At 66.8% G+C, this 18,491-nt stretch carries 13 protein-coding genes; 4 read left to right on the top strand and 9 right to left on the bottom strand.

The window, feature by feature from the left end; all coding sequences use genetic code 11:
- Positions 1–19: 19 nt before the first annotated feature.
- The 4 genes from accD (at position 20) to AB7531_RS00465 (ending at position 3,651) form a co-directional block, all read left to right on the top strand.
- Positions 20–961, top strand: coding sequence for an acetyl-CoA carboxylase, carboxyltransferase subunit beta (accD, locus tag AB7531_RS00480; RefSeq protein WP_063980168.1), 942 nt, complete (start codon positions 20–22; stop codon positions 959–961).
- A complete protein-coding gene (locus tag AB7531_RS00475) occupies positions 958–2,301 on the top strand; it encodes a bifunctional folylpolyglutamate synthase/dihydrofolate synthase (RefSeq protein WP_063980167.1) in 1,344 nt (447 codons plus the stop codon). The genes accD and AB7531_RS00475 overlap by 4 nt, the downstream gene beginning before the upstream one ends.
- A gap of 101 nt (positions 2,302–2,402) precedes the next feature.
- Complete coding sequence (locus AB7531_RS00470) at positions 2,403–3,143, top strand: metallophosphoesterase family protein (RefSeq protein ID WP_063980166.1); 741 nt, start codon at positions 2,403–2,405, stop codon at positions 3,141–3,143.
- A gap of 79 nt (positions 3,144–3,222) precedes the next feature.
- Positions 3,223–3,651, top strand: coding sequence for an SRPBCC family protein (locus tag AB7531_RS00465; RefSeq protein WP_063980165.1), 429 nt, complete (start codon positions 3,223–3,225; stop codon positions 3,649–3,651).
- 74 nt (positions 3,652–3,725) lie between these two features.
- Here the strand turns inward: AB7531_RS00465 and trxA are convergent, their stop codons facing one another.
- The 9 genes from trxA to coaBC all read right to left on the bottom strand — a co-directional run bounded on the left by trxA (position 3,726) and on the right by coaBC (position 18,441).
- A complete protein-coding gene (trxA, locus tag AB7531_RS00460; protein ID WP_007598398.1) occupies positions 3,726–4,046 on the bottom strand; it encodes a thioredoxin in 321 nt (106 codons plus the stop codon).
- 69 nt (positions 4,047–4,115) lie between these two features.
- Positions 4,116–7,625, bottom strand: a complete 3,510-nt coding sequence (gene addA / locus AB7531_RS00455; RefSeq protein ID WP_231143735.1) for a double-strand break repair helicase AddA — start codon at positions 7,623–7,625, stop codon at positions 4,116–4,118.
- Entirely contained in the window at positions 7,619–10,765 is a 3,147-nt protein-coding gene (gene addB / locus AB7531_RS00450) for a double-strand break repair protein AddB (RefSeq protein WP_063980163.1), read from the bottom strand. Before addB ends, addA begins: the two co-directional genes overlap by 7 nt.
- A gap of 232 nt (positions 10,766–10,997) precedes the next feature.
- Entirely contained in the window at positions 10,998–11,720 is a 723-nt protein-coding gene (locus tag AB7531_RS00445) for a nucleotidyltransferase family protein (protein ID WP_063980162.1), read from the bottom strand.
- 147 nt (positions 11,721–11,867) lie between these two features.
- Positions 11,868–12,185 carry a PilZ domain-containing protein gene (locus AB7531_RS00440; RefSeq protein ID WP_014490931.1) on the bottom strand — a complete coding sequence of 106 codons (318 nt, stop codon included), beginning with the start codon at positions 12,183–12,185 and terminating at the stop codon, positions 11,868–11,870.
- A gap of 89 nt (positions 12,186–12,274) precedes the next feature.
- Positions 12,275–13,843 carry a tRNA (adenosine(37)-N6)-threonylcarbamoyltransferase complex ATPase subunit type 1 TsaE gene (tsaE, locus tag AB7531_RS00435; protein WP_063980161.1) on the bottom strand — a complete coding sequence of 523 codons (1,569 nt, stop codon included), beginning with the start codon at positions 13,841–13,843 and terminating at the stop codon, positions 12,275–12,277.
- Complete coding sequence (locus AB7531_RS00430; protein ID WP_063980160.1) at positions 13,840–16,344, bottom strand: sensor histidine kinase; 2,505 nt, start codon at positions 16,342–16,344, stop codon at positions 13,840–13,842. The genes tsaE and AB7531_RS00430 overlap by 4 nt, the downstream gene beginning before the upstream one ends.
- Positions 16,345–16,534: 190 nt before the next feature.
- A complete protein-coding gene (gene dut, locus AB7531_RS00425) occupies positions 16,535–16,993 on the bottom strand; it encodes a dUTP diphosphatase (RefSeq protein ID WP_063980159.1) in 459 nt (152 codons plus the stop codon).
- Positions 16,990–18,441 (bottom strand): bifunctional phosphopantothenoylcysteine decarboxylase/phosphopantothenate--cysteine ligase CoaBC, encoded by a 1,452-nt coding sequence (gene coaBC / locus AB7531_RS00420; protein WP_063980158.1) that lies wholly within the window; start codon positions 18,439–18,441, stop codon positions 16,990–16,992. Before coaBC ends, dut begins: the two co-directional genes overlap by 4 nt.
- Positions 18,442–18,491: the final 50 nt, after the last annotated feature.

Raw genomic sequence — 18,491 nt, 5'->3', positions numbered from 1 at the left:
TCGCACATCGGAGCAAACCATGAACTGGCTTACCAATGTGGTCCGGCCGAAGATCCGCAACATGCTGCGGCGGGAGACGCCGGAGAATCTGTGGATCAAGTGCCCGGATTCCGGACAGCTCGTGTTCTACAAGGACGTCGAGGCCAACCAGTTCGTCATCCCCGGCTCGAACTACCACATGCGCATGGGCGCGGTGGCGCGTCTGAAGTCGATCTTCGACAACGAGACCTGGTACGACGTCGCGTTGCCCGACGTCACGCCCGATCCACTCAAGTTCCGTGACGAGAAAAAGTACGTCGACCGTATCAAGGATGCCCGTGCGCGCACCAATCTGAACGATGCGATCAAGGTCGGCTATGGCAAGCTCGAAGGCGCCGCCGTCGTCGTCGCCGTGCAGGATTTCGATTTCATGGGCGGCTCGCTCGGCATGGCCGCAGGCGAAGCGATCGTGCGCGGGCTGGAGCTCGCCGTCGAGAAGAAGTCGCCGTTCATCGTGTTCGCCGCATCGGGCGGCGCGCGCATGCAGGAAGGCATCCTGTCGCTGATGCAGATGCCGCGCACCACGGTCGCGGTGCAGATGCTGCGCGAAGCAAAACAGCCCTACATCGTCGTGCTGACCAACCCGACCACCGGCGGCGTCACAGCGTCCTACGCGATGCTGGGCGACGTCCAGATCGCCGAGCCCGGTGCGCTGATCGGCTTCGCCGGCGCGCGCGTGATCGAGCAGACCATCCGCGAGAAATTGCCGGAAGGCTTCCAGCGCGCCGAATATCTGAAGGATCACGGCATGGTCGACATGGTCGTGCACCGTCACGAACTGCGCCCGACCCTGGCGCGGCTCTGCCGCCTGCTGACCAGGGCGCCGGCGCAGGAAGGCGCATCGAAATCGGTGCAGCCGGTCGTCAGTCCGGCGCAGATCGTCTCGGCCGCCGAGACGGCGCCGGCCGCGCCGCACGCGTGAACGCGTCCTCTGACAGCGCAAAGCCGCCGCTCGGTGAATTGATCGGGCGGCTGTCGGCCCTGCATCAGAAGCGCATCGATCTCGGGCTGGAGCGGATGCACCGCCTGCTCGAGCGGCTCGACCACCCTGAACGCAAGCTACCGCCGGTGATCCACATCGCCGGCACCAACGGCAAGGGCTCGACGCTCGCTTATCTGCGCGCGACGCTGGAGGCCGCGGGCCTGCGGGTCCATGCCTACACCTCGCCCTATCTCGTCCGCATCAACGAATGTTTTCGTCTGGGCCGTGTCGGCGGCGGGGTGCTGGTCGGCGACGATGAATTGCGCGCGGTTCTGGAAGAGGTCGAGCGGGTCAATGCCGGCGAAGCCGCGACCGTGTTCGAGCTGAAGACCGCGGCTGCCTTCCATCTGTTCGCGCAGAACCCTGCCGATGTCGTGCTGCTTGAGGTCGGCCTCGGCGGTCGGCTCGATTCGACCAATGTGGTCGACACACCGGCAGCCTGCGTGATTACGCCCATCAGCATGGACCACATGGATTTCCTCGGCGATACGCTGACCTCCATCGCCGGCGAGAAGGCGGCGATCATCAAGCGCGGCGTGCCCGTGATTTGCGCCGAGCAGACGGGCGAGGCGATGGCCGTGATCGAGGCGCAGGCGAGGCACATGCGCGCGCCGCTGTTTGCCGCGGGCGAGAGCTGGCACGTCAATGTCGAGCACGGGCGTCTGGTCTATTCCGACGATCGCGGCCTGATGGATCTGGCGGCGCCGCGCCTGTTCGGCCGCCACCAGTTCGACAATGCCGGTCTTGCGATCGCGACGCTGCGCGCGATTCCGGCTTTCAAAGTCAACCAGGCGGCCTTCGAGGCGGGCATCGTCGGCGCCGAATGGCCGGCGCGGATGCAGCGCATCACCTCGGGCGAGCTGCTCGCGCTCGGACCGCAGGGCTCGGAGATCTGGCTCGACGGCGGCCACAATGCCGAAGGCGGGCGCGTCGCGGCGGCCGCGCTCGGCGATCTCGAAGAGCGGGTGTCGCGTCCGCTGGTCGTGATCGCGGGCATGATGGCCAACAAGGACGCGCAAGGTTTTCTCGCCAATTTCGCCGGCCTGACCCGTCACATCATCGCGGTGCCGATCCCCGACACCGAGAATGCGATGGCGGTCGACCGCCTCGCGGATGCCGCGCGCAGCCTCGGCATGCGCGTCGAGACCGCGCCCGGCATCGAAGCCGCGCTACGCGGCTTGGCGAAGCTCGCCTACGAGGTGCCACCGCGCATCCTGATCACCGGCTCGCTTTATCTTGCCGGCCACGTGCTGGGCATCAACGGCACGCCTCCTGCATAGAGGGGCGTAGCCCGGATGGAGCGAAGCGCAATCCGGGATCACGCCGCAAGCGATCAAGGCCCCGGATTACGCTTCGCTCCATCCGGGCTACAGGAATCTCAATGCGTTTCGCCGCGATCGCCGACGTTCACGGGAACCATCTCGCGCTGGAGGCGGTGCTTGCCGACATCCGCGCGCAGGGCATCGCCGACATCGTCAATCTCGGCGACATGCTGAGCGGCCCGCTCGATGCGCGCCGGACCATCGAGATCCTGATGCAGCTCGACGCCGTGCACGTGCTCGGCAATCACGACCGCTACCTGCTCGATCGCCCGCCGGAACAGATGGGATCGTGGGACCGTCCAGCCTACGAAGCGCTCAATGCCGCGCAACTCGACTGGCTGCGCGCGCAGCCGATGACGCGGGTGTTTCGCGAGCAGGTTTTCCTCTGTCATGCGACGCCCGATGACGATGAGGTCTATTGGCTCGATACCGTGCATCCCGACGGCACGGTGGCGCTCTCGCCGCTCGACCGCATCGAGCAGTTCGCGCAGGGCGTCACGCAAACGCTGATCCTTTGCGCGCACACCCATCTTGCCCGCGCGGTGCGGTTGCGCGACGGCCGGTTGATCGTCAATCCCGGCAGCGTCGGCAGCCCCGGCTATCGCGACGTGCATCCATTCCCGCATGTCGTCGAAGCCGGCACGCCGCACGCGCGCTATGCGATCCTTGAGCTCGTTGACGGTGTTTGGCAGGTGACGTTCCGGCACGTCGCATATGACCACGAGGCGATGGCCGTACTCGCGCGCCGCAATGGCCAGCCGGAGCTGGCGAATGCATTGGCGACGGGGTGGGTTGGATAGAGGCGCTTCGTCCCGGTTGCCTCGACTCCTCAATAAGCGCGCTTATGATGAGCGTACATATTAAGGAGGGCAGCGTGCGATGAACGACGACAATGTCTGGCGGGGCGAATACGCGGTCGAGACATCGGCAGCCCCGGAGACGGTCTGGAGCATCTTCCGCGATGTGCCGGGTTGGAAAACCTGGAACGCAGGTATCGAGCAGATCGACATTGACGGGCCATTTGCGGCAGGGACCTGGTTCACGATGAAGCCTCCCGGCGAGGAGGCGCTGCGCTCGCAGTTGATCGAGGTCCGCGAGAACGCGTGCTTCATCGACGAAACGCGAGTCGGCGATCTCGTCATTAAGGTCGCCCATCGCATCGAATCCCTTGGGGCAGGGCGCACACGGATCGTTTACGCCGTCGACGCGCGAGGGCCGCAGGCGTCCGAGATCGGTCCGGCTGTCGCGTCGGACTTTCCCGATGTTCTCGCCAGTCTCGCCAAACTCGCCGAAACGAGATCGGCATGATTGACGTCGAGCAAAAATAAAACGGCCGGCGTGTTGCCGGCCGTTGAAGAATTCTCAGTTACACGTGCCGCGGATCAAACCGCGGACGTGATCCACTGCTGAAGCTTCGCCTTCGGCGCGGCGCCGACCTGACGGGAGGCCATCTCGCCGCCCTTGAAGATCATCAGCGTCGGGATCGACATCACGCCATACTTGGACGCGGTCTTCGGGCTCTCGTCGACGTTGAGCTTGACGATCTTGACCTTGTCGCCCATCGCGCCGGCGATCTCGTCGAGGGCGGGTGCGATCATGCGGCAGGGGCCGCACCATTCGGCCCAGAAATCGACGACCACAGGGCCGTTCGCCTTGAGCACTTCGGCTTCGAAATCGGTATCGGAAACCTTGCCAACGGCCATTGGAGCACCTCGTACGGTTGAAAGAGAATCGGCGCGACGTGGAATCGCGCCCGGGATCATGGCGTCAACCTATGAACGGCTCCTTGCCGGGTCAAGGACGCTCACGCCGACATGAAGGGATGCCAGCGCCGCGTCCAGCGCGGGGGCTGAAATCTCCATATATTCAAGGGCCTCGGTCCAGAGCAGGACGGCCCGGATCGGCTTTTGGGGATAAAGCCGGGCCAGCACCGCCCGGTACAGCGCGAGCTGCCGGACATAGGCGGCGGGCGCCTCCGCGGCGCTTTTGGGCGCCGCCTGGTTGGTCTTGAAATCGACGATCAGAACCTCGTCCGGACGGACGACCAGCCGGTCAATCTGCCCCGACACCAGCGCTGGCGGCCGCCCCGGCCGGTCCACTCGGCCGACGATCGAGACCTCGGCACGGCTGCCGGCGGTAAACACCGGGGCAAAGCGCGGTTCGGCGATCAGGGCGAGAACCTTGTCGGCCAGCGCGGTCCGGTCGGCCTCCGTCCAGTCGGGCGCGTTGCGCGCCATGAAGCCAAGCGCGGCCTCGCGCCGGCGCTCGGGGGCGATGTCGGGGAGGGATTGCAGCAGCCGGTGCACCAGCGTGCCGCGCTGCAGCGCCACCGCGCGCGACTGCACCGATTCGCCTGGCCGCACGCTTCGGCCGTCCTCGGCCGACTGGCCGGAGGGGCGCACTGGATCGTCATCGACGCTCTCGTGCGGTAACGGCGTCCGCAGCCAGTCCGGCAATGCGATCGATTGGTCCACCGACATCGCAGGCGTGCCGAGCGCCCCGACATCCTCCGGCCGGGCGAATCGGGTCACCTTACCGAGCGGCGTCTCGATCGTCTGCTTGTCCAGGCCCGAGCCGGTGAGCCCGGTGTCGATGAGGTCATACCAGCTCAGCTTGCGGACCGTCTTCATGTTACCGGGCATGCAGCCGCCGACGATCAGCCGATCGGCCGCGCGCGTCATCGCGACATAGAGCAGGCGGCGATACTCGTCCTCGGTCTCCTCGATCATGGCCTTGCGTGCGTCGGCGACGGGCTTGGGATCGTCGGCCTTGCGCCCGGCCCAGACCACGACCTCGCCGCCATTGCCGCGCGGCACGTGGATCAGCCGGACCCGCTGCGAATCCGCGGGCGATGATGTCGTGTCGACCATGAACACGACGGAGGCTTCGAGGCCCTTGGCGCCGTGCACCGTCATCACCCGCACCTCGTCGCGCGAGATCTCCATGTCGCGCTTCACCTCGGTGTCGGCCGAGCGCAGCCAGGCCATGAAACCCTGCAGGGAGGCCGGTGCCTTGCGCTCGTAATTCAGCGCCAGCTCCAGGAACTCGTCGAGCGCGTCGTTGGCCTCATGGCCGAGCCGGCGCAGGATCCGCGCACGTCCGCCGTCGCCGCCGAGCAGCCAAGCGTAGAAGGCGAACGGAGTCTCGTCGCGCGACCGCGCCTCGCAGGCTTCAAGCCGCCGCAGTGCCGTGGCGAACGTCTCGCTTGTGGCGGCATGTTCGGCAAGCGCGCGGCGCAGCGACCCCTTGCGGCCCCAGGCGAGCTGAAACAGGTCGTCGTCATCGAGCCCGAACAGAGGGCTCTTCAGCGCAACCGCGAGCGCGAGATCGTCCTGCGGCAGCAGCAGCGCGTCCGCGAGATTCATCAGGTCGATGATCGCGATGTGCTCGGTCAGCTTCAGCCGGTCGGCGCCGGCGACCGGAACATTGGCGTGCTTCAGCGCCTGGATCACGGCGTCGAACGCATTGCCGCGCCGGCGCACCAGGATCAGCATGTCGCCGTAACGTAAGGGGCGGCGCTCGCCTTCGTGTCCCGTCAGCGTGCCGCTCTCGACCAGTTGCTTGATCTCGGTCTGGATGCGGCGGGCGAGCTTCACCTCGGGGCTGGTGGCGGCGACGCCATCGAACGGCGCGCGCCAGCCCTCGATCTCCTGCCTGTCATCGGGCTCGGCGAGATCCCACAGCTCGATCACGCTCGGGCCCGCATCGGCGAGCGCATTGTGCAGGGGATGGCCGATCTCTGCCGAATGGATGCTCTTGTAGATCTGGGGCTCGCGGAAGACGTGGTCGACCGAGTGCAGGATCGCCGCGCCCGAACGGAACGAATAGGTGAAGGCGACCGGATCGAACTTCAGCCCGGCGGCGGTGAACTTGCTGCGCAGCTCGCGCCGGCGCGCGTCGAATTCTCGGGGTTGGGCGCCCTGAAAGGAGAAGATCGACTGCTTCTCGTCGCCGACGGCAAAGACGGTGCGGTTCAACCCTTCGCGCGCGCCTTCGCCCGCGGTGAACTCGGAAATGATGTGCGCGACGATGTCCCACTGCCGCGGGCTCGTGTCCTGGGCTTCGTCGATCAGGACGTGATCGACGCCGCGGTCGAGCTTGTAATGCACCCAGCCTGAAGAGACGCGGTTCAGCATCGCCAGCGTCTTGTCGATGAGGTCGTCGTAGTCGAGCAGCCCGCGCTCCTGCTTCTCACGGCGGTAGTTTGCGGCGGCCGCGGTCGCGATGTGCAGCAGGGCCGCGGTGCGGTCACGCATGGTCACCGCGCGGCGCTTCTCGATCAATCCGCCGAGGCGCTGCCCCTCGTTCTCGAACAGGCGGGCGACGGATGGGTTGTGATCGCCAAACTTCTTCGTCAGCACCGCCTTGCGCGGCAGCTTTTCGTCGGTGAGGAAGACGCCGAGATAGGCATCGACCTGTGCGGCACCGGAGAAGACCTTCGCCTCGCGGAGGCGACTCGCCTGGTCGTTGTCGGACTTGCTGCCGTCTTCCAGCGCGAAGGCAATGTCGTCCCAACGCGACCGCGGCAGGAAGGGACCGTCGAGAATTTCCGTCTCGACGTCCTCGATCCGATCGCTCGCCTCCACGCCCAGCACCGCCGCCATCTGCTCAGCAGCTGCCCCGGCGTTGCCGGCCTCGTCGGTCCAGGCCATGAAATGATCGCGGCTGAGACAGGCTTCGCGCACGACCTCCTTGAAAGTGACGTCGGCCGCACTCGCCATCGCGGTGAGCAGCGCGCGGCCGGTGACGGTCTCCGGATCGCGCGCGGCTTCCAGCAGCACCTTCAGATTGGCGCGCTCCATCATGTCGGTCTGGTCGCGCTCGTCGATCACGGCGAAGCGCGCGGGAACATTGGCCTCGAACGGAAACTGCTGGAGCAGCCGGGTGCACAACGCGTGGATGGTCTGCACCTTCAATCCGCCCGGCGTCTCCAGCGCGCAGGCGAACAGCTTTCGTGCTTCGCGGCGCAGTTTTCGGTCCGGATGGGGAATGCCGACGTCGCGGATCGCTGCATCAAGCTCCGCATCGTCCAGCGTCACCCAATGGCCAAGCGTGGTGAAAACGCGTTCAGCCATGTTGGCGGCCGCCGCCTTGGTGAAGGTGATGCAGAGGATCTTTTCCGGCGGCACACCTGACAACAGCAGCCGGATCACGCGCTGCACCAGCACATGCGTTTTGCCTGAGCCAGCGTTGGCCGACACGAAGGCCGACGCGGTCGGGTCCGACGCGCGCCTCTGTGTGTCGCGCACAGCATTCGGGATGGGGCGTAGCGCTTTTACCATTCTTCGATCCCCAGGCCGCCGGCCGCCGACCATTCCTTGATGCGGGCGAGGTCGTCATAGGTGCCGTAGCGGTTGGTCCACATCGGCAGGTTCAGCGAGGTGTACGCCTGGTTCTCGTCCTCGAAGGCACGGATCAGCGCCTCCAGCTTGGCCCGTGCTTCGGCGGCGGCCGTGTCCGGCGGCTGCGGCTCGTCGCCTTGCCTATATTTGAGCTCGAGGATGCGCTCTTCACCGGGGGGATTGTTGCCGCTCAGGCGCACATAGACGAGCTGGCTGACGGACGAACCCGCGTCGATGTCAGGGAAGCCGCCCTCGCGCAGGATCGCCGCTTCCAGCGTGAGCTGCGGTGACAGGCCCATGCGGACCTGCTTGCCGGTCGGCGGCTGCCCGGTCTTGTAGTCGAGGATAGCATAGCTGCCGCCCTGGCGCCGCTCGATGCGGTCGGCGCGGGCGGAGAGCTGGAAGCTGCGCTCGTGGTCGAGCCGGATCGAAATCTCGCCACGCGTCTCCGCCGTGATGACCTCGATCACGTCGCGACGCGCCGTCTCCCATTCGCCAAACCAGCGCGCGATGCGCTGGAAACGCGGCCACCACAGCGCGCGCGCTTCGGGGCGCTCCATCAGCGGCTCAAAATACTTCTTACCGATCGCGTGCAGCACGCGGGCGGGATCGTCGGGCAGGCGCGCGGCGTAGCTTTCCGTGAACTCGCCGAGCGCATCGTGAATCGCCGAGCCGCGGTCGGCGGCCGACAGAGGCATGTCGACGGGGTCGAGCGCGTCGAGCCGCAAAATGTGCTTTGCGTAGATCGTGTAGGGATCACGCAGCCAGTCCTCGATCGCGGTGACCGACATCTTGAGCGGCCGCGTCGCGCGCGGCGGCCGCGGCTCGGGCTGCTTGACCGGCCTGACCTCGTCGGGCTGGTCCAGCGCGCCCGCAAACTGCACGTATTTTTCGCCCGCGCGGATGGCCGTCTTCCAGAACTCGCCGCCCGCGACCGCCTCTAACCGGTGCAGGAAGCGCGAGGCGACCGCTGGTGCGCCGCCGGCCTTCGCGGAATGGGTCAGGATCACCTCGCCGCCGCCGAGCAGTTGCGCGAAATCGTGTGCGGAGAGGCCGATACGGCGCTCCGGCAGATCGAGGCCAAGCTCGTGCCGCATCGGCCGGCTGAGCCAGGGATCGATGCGCGGCGCCGGCGGCCAGACGCCTTCGATCAAGCCGCCGATGATGATCCGGTCGGCCTGCATCAGGCGCGATTCCAGCGGGCCGTAGATCTGCAGCCGCGCGCCGGGTCTGTCCCGCCGCCGCACGGCCCGGTCGCTGAACGCGGTCTGGAAAACGTCGGCATAGTCAGACAGCGTCACCATCAACCCGCTGGTGGTGCCGCCGCGCAGGAGGTCGTCGAAGGCGGCTGCGAGCGCCAGGCCCTCGCGCTCCTCGAAAGCGAGCGGGATGCCCTGCTCGTCGCGCGACAGTTCGATCATGATCTCGCGATGCCGGTGCGCGAGCTCGGCGAAGTCGTACGGTTTCGATGACGCGAGACTCTCGATCGGCGCCAACGCTTGTCGCAGGGCATCGATCAGCGCCTGGATGCGATCGAGGTCCTCTGCCTTCAGACGCGCACGTGGCTCCGCGTGGTGGAGCGCAGAGACCTCCTTGCGCCACAGCTTTGCCAGCTCCTCGCGGAAACGATTGAATTCGCGCAGCAGGCCTGCGGTGCCCGCAGGCGGCCGCGTGCCGCGCAGGACTGCAAGCTCGAGGCCCTCGATTGCCGCCTTCCATGCGCCAGGCAGCCGGCCAAGCCGGCACAGCGGATGCTTCAGCATCGCCAATAGCGTCGGCGGCTCCAATCCCTTGGTCGCAGCCTCGGCCGCGAGGCGCGCAAAAACGCCGGCGGACGTTTCCATCAGCACGTCGCCGCCGGAATCGTCGAAGGCGAGATCCCATCGCGTCAGCGCGGCCATCACCCGCCGCGCCAGCGCGCGGTCCGGCGTCACCAGCGCCGCTGATTTGTCGAGATGGCGCGCCTCGCGCATCGCAATGGCGATCGCGAGGGCCTCCATTTCGGGATTGGGCGCCTCGACCACCGCGAGGTTTGACATGCCGCCGGCGATCTTCGCTGCGACATCCGGTTGCTTCAGCCGGTCGTGCCAGACTTCCGTCTTGGCAGATGGCCGCATCGATTCGGAGGCGAGCAGATCGCGGCCACCGTCCGCTGCCGGTTGAAGCAGCTCGACATCGCCGCGCTTGATGCCGAAGCGATCCAGCAGCGCGTGCATAGCATATTGCGGATGGTTCGACGCCGGATGCTCGGCGAACTTGCCGAGCGAATCGCGCACGCCGCCGATGCTGCGCCAGGCGTCGTCGTCGAGGTCGGTGTCGAGGCCGGGCAGCACCACGGCACCATGCGGCAGCGATGCGACCGCATGCAGGAATTTTGCGGTGGCCGGCATCGAGCCGGTCGAGCCCGCCGCGATCACGGGGCCATGGGGATGCGCGGTCAACCGCCTGGCTTCCGCCGCGATCAGGAGGTCGCGCCGCGCCGCGGGCTCGATCCGGTTGATCTCGGCGAGATGGCCGGGCCACGCGATGCGCGCGATCCGCAAAAATTCGAGCGAGTGCTGCCAGTAGCGGTCGAGCATGTCGGGCACGAGGCCGTCGAGCGCGCTCCAGTCGACGCCGCGCGTCACCATGTCGTCGATCAGGCGCGCGAGGTCGCCGGCCAGCGCCAGCGTCGAGGCGGGGCCGCCGACCACCAGCGGGGACAGCACCGGGCCCTTGGCCCAGGCGGCGACGAGCTGCGCCAGCGTCAGCCGCCGTTCCAGCTCGCCAAGCCGCGGCGGAATGTCGAGCGGCGCTGCGCCGGAGAACTGCTCGCCCTCGTCGGCGAAAGCGAGCTCGTCCTCGTCGATGTCGCCGAGCGCGACGATGCGGGGCAGGACCACCGCATCGGCGGCCATCTCGTCGAGAAAGATCTCGCGCACGACGCGCATGGCGCGCCTTGTCGGCAGGTACAGCGTGGCATCCGCAAGCCGCGCCGGTTCCTTGCGCGCCTCGAATCCGTCGACCAGCCGGCCGTCGAGCAGGCTCGAGACGACCGTGCGCAGGAACGGAACTGAGATGGGAACGCTGAAAACGCGCATGGGCTGCCTGATTCGGGAATCAGGCGCCAATATAGGGAGGCGGATTCAAATGGATATGGGTGGAGGGGAGATAGTCCCCGCTGTTCGCCTGACTAGGATCAGGTGTCGTAGGGTGGGCAAAGGCGCACTCGCGCCGTGCCCACCATGTATCCCCGATCTCTAAGCAGAGAGATGGTGGGCACGCTTCGCTTTGCCCACCCTACGGTACTCGCGTCCGGGACACGAGAGCAGCTTACGCCACGCTCTCCAGAAACGCCTCTTCCGCCGCATGCACGGCATCGGGCGTGCCGACATGCATCCAGACGCCGTCGAGGCGGAGGCCGAACAGCCGTTCCTGCTCGTTGGCGCGGTCGAACATCTTGGTCAGCGAGAACTCGCCCGTCGGCGCGTCGGCGAAGATCGAGGGCGACAGGATCGCCGCGCCGGCATAGACGAACGGAACGACCTCTTTTTCCTTGCGCTTGCGCAGGGCGCCGTCGGGCAGCATGCCGTAATCGCCACGGCCGCTATAGCCGATGCTGGTCGCGGTCGGCGCCATCAAGAGCAGGATGTCCATGCGCTCAGGGTCGAAGTTTTCCGCAAGCCGCGCCAGGTTCGAGCGCACGCCGTCGATCCACAGCGTGTCGGAATTGACATGGAAGAACGGCGCGTCGCCGAGCAGCGGCAGCGCCTTGACCACGCCACCGCCGGTGCCGAGCACCTGGTCGCGCTCGTCCGAGATGGTCACGCGCGGATGCTGGCGGGATGCGGTGTGGTTGATGATCTGGTCCGGCAGATAGTGCACATTGACGATCGCCTCGGTCACGCCGGCGTCGCCGAGCTTGTCGAGCACATGGTCCAGCAGCGGCTGGCCGGCCACCGGCACGAGCGGCTTCGGCATCTTCTCCGTCAACGGACGCATGCGCAGCCCGAACCCCGCAGCGAGCACCATGGCTTTGGTCGGTTTGACGGACATCGTGCGCTTTCTCAGACTCGTCTTTCCCGGAATCGAGAACTTTTGAAGTTCGCGTACGCAGCAATCCTAACACGGACCGCAATTGGCCGCACCGCGTCTTAACCGCCTTAACCACCTGCCGTGACGGTTGTACGACGGGTGTGGCCGTCACGCCCCAACGGATGTGGAACGCGCCTTCTTCTTCTTGTCGCCGAGCTTGAGAAAATTGACGCCGATCTGGTCGCCATTGACCCACGCCAGCTCACAGCGCCGGTACGCAAGTCCGGTAGACGACAGCAGGAGAAAAAATTCCTTCAGATGCAGGCCCTCGACCGAGCCGTCGATGGTCAGCTTGGCGCCGCTCTCGGAGACGTCCTCCATGGTGCACTCGCGCCGCCAGGTGCCGTCGATCCCCATCATCTGGGCCGGTATCCCGCGCTCGAAAACAACCCGGCTGTTGCCACGATGGTCCGTCTTGACCGCCATCTGCCCTTGCTCCAGCCCCGTCTTTGTCCGGCTGCCTGCGGGCGATGATACCGATGCGATGGCTAACAGGCGGTAAATCGGGCCGCGAATCAGGCTTGGGGCTGCTCTTGAGGCTGCTCTTCGGACGGCTCTTGGGACGCCCCCCGGGGCGGCGGGACGTTGGCGAGATACCAGTCGCGCAGGCGAGCCAGCGCGGGATGTGCCAGCGAGCGCTGGAGGTAGGTCCAGATCCGCGGCTGGTGGCGAAGATAATGCGGCTTACCGTCGCGGCGGTTGAGGCGGGCGAAGGTGCCGAGCAGGCGCGTGTTCCGCTGCGCCGACATGATGGCGTAGAGTTCGGCGAAGCCGGCCGGATCGAAGCTCGCATCGGCCGTGCGCCGCGCCTTGATGTAGCGCGACAGCAGTGTCAGCTCGAGGGTCTCAGGGACGTCGATACGCGCGTCCTGCAGCAGCGACACTACGTCATAGGAGTGCGGCCCGAGCACGGTGTCTTGGAAGTCGATCACGCCGACGCGCGCCATGCCAGTACGATCGGCGAGCCAGATCAGATTGGGCGAGTGGTAGTCGCGGATGATCCAGGTTCTTGGCGCGGCCAGCGGCTTCTTCAGCAGCTCGCGCCACATCGCGAAGAATTCCGCGCGCTTCTCGTCGCTCAGTGGCGCGTTGCGATCGGGCAGATACCATTCCGGCATCAACCCGATCTCGATCAGCAGCGCCTCGGTGTCGAAGGCAGGAATGGTGTAGGTCTGATCCGCCAGCCGCAGCGTCTCCGGCAATGTCTTGCCGTGCAGCACGGCCAGCACGTCGGTCGCAGCTTCGTAACGTTCGGCGATCGGGCGCGGCGGATCGCCTTCGATCACGCCGTCGCTGCCGAAATCCTCGGAGATCAGGAAGCCGTGGTCGAGATCGTAATGGTGGATCGCGGGCGCTGAGACTCCCGCCACGCGCAGGCCTTCGTCGACGGCAACGAACGGCTTGATGTTCTCGGCAAGATGCACTGCCGCGCTGTAGGATTTTCCGTTGTACATCGCAGCGCCGTCGGGCCGCTGCGGAAAGTTCATGAGGATGACGATCTCGTCGTTACGCTGCAGCCGCGCATAGGAGCGGGTCGAGGCATCGCCGGCCATGTGCTTGCGCGTTGCATCCATGTAGCCGGATGCCTCGAGGAATTCCCGTAGCGCCTTCAGCCGCGCGACTTGCGCGGCGGCCTTGCCGTAACCGGTGATGTCGGCGGCGCGCGCATTCGAGCCCAGCGCCGGCCGGTGCGTCAGCGCGATGTCGATGCGGTCTTGCGGCATCGCCGACGGTGCGCGCTCCGGCCATTCGATCAGGACGAGCGTGGCATCGGGAAGCGGCGACAGGCCGATCTCCTCGAGCTCGCTCTCGTCCTCGACGCGGTAGAGATCGGCATGCATCACCGGAAACGGCGGCAGCTCGTAACCCTGCACCAGCGTGAAGGTTGGGCTCGGAACTTCCAGCGTCTCGTCGCCGGCGAGATAGCGGATCATGGCTCGCGCAGCCGCAGTCTTGCCGGCGCCGAGATCGCCGGTGAGGGTGATGACGTCGCCGGGGCCGACCAGCAGCGCAAGGTCGGCCATCAATTGCGCAGTGGCCGTCTCGTTGACAAGCGCGACGGAGAATGTGGTCGGTTCAGTCATTCGGCGGCGTCGCGATGCGCCGCCTGGTCGGTCGGGAAGTCGCAGATCACGACCGTGCCCCTGCCCACGATCGAATCCACCCGCACCTTGCCGCCATGCAGCTCGACGAAGGAGCGCACCAGCGACAGGCCGAGCCCGGCGCCGCGGTGACGCGACCCCTGCGAGCGGCTTTCGAACCAGTTGAACACCTTGTCCTTCATGTCGGCAGGTATTCCAGGCCCGGAATCTGTCACAGTGAAGACCACGCTGCGTTCGGTGCGGCGTGCGCTGATGCCGACGGTGGAATCCTGTGGAGAAAACCCGACGGCGTTGGCGAGGAGGTTATAGAGCACCTGCACCACGCGCTTCTCGTCGCCGACGAAGCTGCCGATATCGGGCGCGATCTCGACCTTGAGACGGATGCGGTCGGTGGCGAGGCGGTCCTGGATGCCCTCGGCGGCGAGCTCGATGGCCTTGCTGACGTCGACCGGGCCGAGTTCCAGCTTCATGGCGCCGGCGTCGATCGTGGCGAGATCCAGGATGTTGTTGGTCAGCGCCAGCAGGGCGTTGGTCGATTTGGTGACGTAGTCGAGATATTCGGCCTGTTTCGGCGTCAGCGGCCCGGTCGAGGGATCGCTGAGGAAATGCGCGAAGCCGATGATGGTGGTGAGCGGCGAGCGCAGCTCGTAGGAGACGTGGTGGACGAAATCCACCTTCATCTGGTCGGCGGCCTCCAGCGCCTCGTTGCGCTCGCGCAGCGCACGCTCGACATTCTCGGTGTCGGTGATGTCCTGGAACGTCAGCATGGTCGCGCCGTCATGCAGCGGACGGATCATGCCGTCGAGCACGCTGCCGTCCTTGCGCTCCAGCTTCAGCGGCACGTCGGCGCGGCTCTCGATCGAGGTGACGGCCTCGCGGATCTGGCGCCAGACTTGCGGGTCGTCGAACAGCTGATGGCACCAGCCTTCGACCGTCTGGATGTGCGGCTCGTCGCGCATGGCGTCGCTCGACAGCTTCCACATCCGGACGAAGGCCGGGTTGAACAGCTGCGCCCTGCCGTTGCTGCCGAACACCGCGACGCCCTCGGCGAGGCTGTCCAGCGTCTCGCGCTGGACGCGAATCATGCCGTCGAAGCGGCGGGCGAGCTCGAGGCTTTCGGTGACGTCGTCGAACAGATAGGTGACGCCGCCTTCCGGATTCGGGGTGGTGACGACGGAGAGCGCGCGGCCATCGGGCAGGTACCAGGTGTCCTTGGCGGCCTCGACCGCGCGATAGGCCTCGTGCAGCTTGGCCTTCCAGGCGCGGAAGTCCGGCTGCTCCGGCAGCTTGCGCGCTGCGCGGAGCTGGTCGAGCACGCTGGAATCGTCGGGATTGGCGTCGAGGAAGATGCGGTCGAGGTCCCACAGCCGGCGGTAGGAATCGTTGTAGAAGGCGAGCCGGCGCTGGCCGTCGAACACGGCAACGCCCGAGGAGAGCTGGTCGAGCGTGCGCCGATGCGCCTCCGCCATCCGCACCAGCGCCGAGCTCAGCGCATCCGCCTCGCTGGCATCGATGGCGACGCCGACATTGCCGCTGCCGACATTGACCGCGCGGACGTCGTAGATGCGCCGCTCACCGCCGATCACGATCGGCAGCCGCGAGGTGAAACTGGCCGCGTCCTTCAGGCCCCGCTCCATCGCGGTCCGGTCGGCACTGTCGAGCAGCTCGAGCTTGCGCTGCTGGGCGTCGGTGACGCTGCTTGCCTCGGTCGCGCGCACATAGGCCGGATTGGCGTAGCTCAGCGCGCCGTTCTCGGCCTTGGCCCAGATCGGCCAGGGCGCGGCGGCGGCAAAGCCGCGCAGCATCTCGGTCTCGTCGGCGAGGGCCTTGTAACGCAAATTGGTCTCGGCCAGATCGCGCCGGAGTCCGGAGAGTTCGCGAATCCTGACAATGGCCTGGCCGCCGATGGCACGGCCGATGGCCTCCAGCGTGTGGCCGTGCGCGGTGGTCAGCGTCAGCTGGAACCCGTCGCCGCGATCACGCAGCGCATCGACCGCGTGATCCATTTGGAGCGCGGGCTCCGGCGGCAGCCATGTTCCGAACGCGAGGACGCGCTGGGGGGAGGAATCGCGCGGCAGCACCATGGAGATGTCGCCGGAAATCTGCGCGCGATTGTCGCCGGCCGGCCAGGAGATCAGGATCTGCGGCTCGGCGAACAGCAACGCGCCGAAGCGATCGGACTGGAGTTGCAGTTCCCCGATCCGCGCGCGCAGCCGCGCCTCGTTGTTCGCCGTGCGCACGCGCGTGCGCATCAACAGGATCGCGGCCACGACCGAGAAGCCGAGCAGCGCGAGCGCGGTGGCCAGCACCGCGAGTTCCTGCCGGTTGAAGTCCAGCATTATGGAAAGTGTGTCGACGAGGTCGGCAGCCTCAGCCGGCGCAGCCGGCAGCAGCGCCGCGAGAGCGCCTCCCAACAAGCCGTTGCGCGCCAACGATGTGCACGACAGCAGCGTCCGACGCATCGACACGATCACGCCTGACATAGTTGCCCCAGATCGCACGAATTTGCGCGCGGCGACCCCCGTCGCGCGCGAATCAAACGACAATACCCCCACCGTGACTCCAGCGGTAAGAGTCCAGATCGTGAACGCAAAGGCGGTCCCACAAAAATGCCGGGCGCGCGGTTCCAATCCACGTCGTTCTTCGGGATGATTCGGCTGGAGTTGCCGTGTGTTAGCGGCCGGTCGAGCCGAAGCCGCCGGCGCCGCGATTGGTCGCGGACAATGTCGCCACGGGAACCAGCGCTGCCTGCACCACCGGCGCGATCACCATCTGCGCGATGCGCTCGCCGCGCTTGACCACGAAGGGCGCCGCGCCGTGGTTGATCAGGATCACCTTGATCTCGCCGCGATAGTCCGCATCGATCGTGCCGGGCGAGTTCAACACGGTGACGCCGTGCTTGGCCGCAAGGCCCGAGCGCGGCCGCACCTGCGCCTCGTGGCCGGGCGGCAGCGCGATCGCGAGGCCCGTCGGCACCAGCGCATATTGGCCGGGGGCGAGCGTCATCGGCTCGCTGTCGGGAACTGCGGCCATCAGGTCGAGGCCGGCGGCTTCGGAGGTCTGATAGGCCGGCAGCGGAAGGCCTTCGGCGTGGGCCAGTTGCTGCAGTTCGACCGTGACTTTCGTGCTCAAGATGCCGGCTCCCGGGATTTGTCGGTCACGCTCTTGACGACATGCGCGACCAGCTCGATGGCGACCTGTTCCTTGGTCATCACCGGCCAGGAATCAACTGCGATCTCGCCGTCCTCCTCACCATTCTTGCGACTGATCAGATGCACGGTGTTGCGGTCGCCGCCCATCACGCCGGTGGCCGGCGAGACGTCGTTGGCGACGATCCAGTCGCAGCCCTTGCGGGCCAGCTTGGACTTGGCGTTGTCGATGAGGTGCTCGGTCTCGGCGGCAAAGCCGATCACCAGCGGCGGGCGCCGGTCGGTCAGCTTCGAGATCGTGGCGAGGATGTCGGGATTCTCGACCAGCTGAAGCGGCGGCATGCCGGCCGAGGTCTTCTTCAGCTTCTGCTCGCCCTCACTGGCAACCCGCCAGTCCGCGACCGCGGCCGCGAAGATCGCGATGTCGGCGGGAAGCGCCGCCTGCACCTGCTCCAGCATCTGCCGCGCCGATTCCACGCGCTTCACCGTCACGCCCGGGGGATCGCCGAGATCGACCGGGCCGCTGACCAAAATCACCTCGGCACCCGCAGCTTGCGCGGCGGCGGCGATGGCAAAGCCCTGCTTGCCGGAGGAGCGGTTGGCGATGTAGCGCACCGGGTCGATCGGCTCGTGGGTGGGACCTGCGGTGATCAGCACGCGCTTGCCGGCGAGCGGGCGCGGCACCGGCGGCCGCAGCAGGCGCTCGGCGGCGGTGGCGATCTCGATCGCCTCGGACATGCGGCCGATTCCGGCTTCGCCCGCCTCGGCCATCTCGCCTGAATTCGGGCCGATCAGCACCATGCCGTCACGCTGAAGCTGCGTGACGTTGCGGCGGGTCGCGGCATTGTTCCACATCAGCGGATTCATCGCCGGCGCCAGCAGCACCTTGCGGTTGGTTGCGAGCAGGATGGCGCTGGCGAGATCATCGGCGTGGCCATTGGCCATCTTCGCCAGGAGATCGGCGGTCGCGGGCGCGACGACGATCAGGTCGCACTCGCGCGCCAGGCGAATGTGCCCGGCGTCGAACTCGCTCTGCGGGTCGAACAGGTCGGTGTAGACGCGTTCATGCGACAGCGCGCTCACGGCCAGCGGCGTGACGAATTGCTGAGCCGCCTTGGTCAGGACGCAACGGACCTCGATCCGGCGCTCCTTGAGCCGGCGGATCAGGTCGAGCGACTTATAGGCCGCGATGCCACCGCCGATGATCAGGGTGACGCTGGCCTCGGGAAGGGCGCCGGTCCGTTGCGGCGTGGGGGCGGTAGATTGGGCCGGCGGCAGCGCAAACGGCGTCAGCGGCTCCTCGCGGCCCTCGATCAGCTCCCCGAGGATGACCCGGACCTCTTCCTCGACCGACCTGCGGTTCCTGGCCGAGCGCAGGCGCAAATAGGTTTTGACGCCCTCGTCGAGCTTGCGGATGGTCAGGCTTGCCATGACGCCCCTCCAGCACGGAATGATAGCGATGCTATCGTTTTCGTGATTGC

Origin of the sequence: Bradyrhizobium sp. 63_E2_N1_3, from assembly GCF_052076005.1 — a bacterium.
In the GTDB taxonomy this organism is placed as follows: domain Bacteria; phylum Pseudomonadota; class Alphaproteobacteria; order Rhizobiales; family Xanthobacteraceae; genus Bradyrhizobium; species Bradyrhizobium barranii.
Note: the sequence above shows the minus strand (reverse complement) of the source record. Positions and strands in the feature narration are given on the sequence as shown.